Here is a 1349-nt window from a genome sequence, read left to right as displayed (position 1 = left end):
GGGTAACGGATGGCCAGCAGACCATTGGCGCCGCAGTCTGACACCCCCCCGATTTTGTCCTCCCCCTCCCACCTATTTCCTGTTTTACGGCGGTAAGCGTGCAACATTAATACTTCTGCGACAGATGATCATACGTGAGTTAAGCCCACCAGTCCCGACGATTCCGGTAGTGGTCCGGCAAGGGCAGCGGGTATCGGGTACGGATACCATGGATGCGGATTACCGGGAGCTTGTTGAGAACCAGCAGGATCTCATTGTGCAGTTCAATCTCGAAGGGCGTCTCCTTTTTGTCAACGCGGCCTACTGCGCAATTGTCGGGAAGCCCCGCGAGGAACTGAACAACAGCGTCTTCATGCCGGTAACCGGGGAGCGGTACTCCGATGTAGTTGCAACGCAGATGACCAAGCTCTTCCGTCCCCCGTATGCCTGCATTGTCGAACAGTGGCTCCCGACCAAGACGGGGTTGCGCTGCATCAGCTGGTCGGCCCGGTCCGTTCTTGGTCCCGACAACACGGTTGTCTCCATTGTTGCCACGGGACGGGATGTCACCCCGCTGAAAAATGAGCAGAAGGCGATCCTGAAACGCCAAGCCGATCTCATGGTTCTTCTCGAAAGCGGGGCGCAGATGTATTATACCCATACCCCCGACCACCGGATGGTCTTTACCAGCCCGCGGATCCGCGACATGCTCGGGTGCCGTCCTGGCGAGGGAAAACGCCTCTGGACCGACTACCTGACCGACCACCCGATGAACGCTTCAGGCCTTGAGCGGACCATCCGTGCCGTTGCCTCCGGGAAGCGGGAGCCCCCCTACCGGCTGGAGATGGCAACCCGTGAGGGGAAGAAGATCTGGGTTGAGGTGAACGAGGTCCCGGTGGTGAAGAGCGGAAAGACGGTCGCGATTGCCGGGTCCCTGACCGATGTCACAGACAGGATGCTGGTGGAAGAAGGTCTTGAAGAGGCAGGGCGCCTCATTCCGGATTTTTCTGGTGATGAGCAGGTGAGCGAGTACCGTGCCCGTATTGCCGGGAAACAGACAAAGCGTCCTGCCGGGGTCTTCCGGTCCCTCTTCTCGAAGTCGTCCGATGAGGATGATGACGAGAACGTTTCAGCACTCTCGCAGGATATTGTGAAGTAAGCATACCCTTCCCGGATCCCGTGCAGGGGTCGGGCGGTGTACTTCTTTTTTGATCGGCCCTGCCCGGTTTCCTGGTTAACGTCAATATGTTGGTGTGGTTCTGCTGGATTTTTCCCTTCAGTTTTGTTTAGTACACCGTCCGACTCCCCAGCACTCTTTTGCTCATACCCGGATAATTTCATAGAATTACGACGTGGATGGTCAACCAGAC

The 1349-nt window shown here is 57.3% G+C and carries 1 protein-coding gene; it reads left to right on the top strand.

Annotation, left to right across the window (positions count from 1 at the left end; all coding sequences use genetic code 11):
• Positions 1–124: 124 nt before the first annotated feature.
• Positions 125–1138, top strand: coding sequence for a PAS domain-containing protein (locus CW742_RS13305; RefSeq protein WP_292421180.1), 1014 nt, complete (start codon positions 125–127; stop codon positions 1136–1138).
• The last annotated feature ends 211 nt before the right edge of the window (positions 1139–1349 follow it).

This window comes from Methanoregula sp., from assembly GCF_002835825.1.
Lineage (GTDB): Archaea > Halobacteriota > Methanomicrobia > Methanomicrobiales > Methanospirillaceae > Methanoregula.
Note: the sequence above shows the minus strand (reverse complement) of the source record. Positions and strands in the feature narration are given on the sequence as shown.

Excerpts from the sequence above, each read along its gene's own strand:
- CW742_RS13305 (WP_292421180.1), top strand. The coding sequence starts at position 125 with ATGATCATACGTGAGTTAAGCCCACCAGTCCCGACGATTCCGGTAGTG.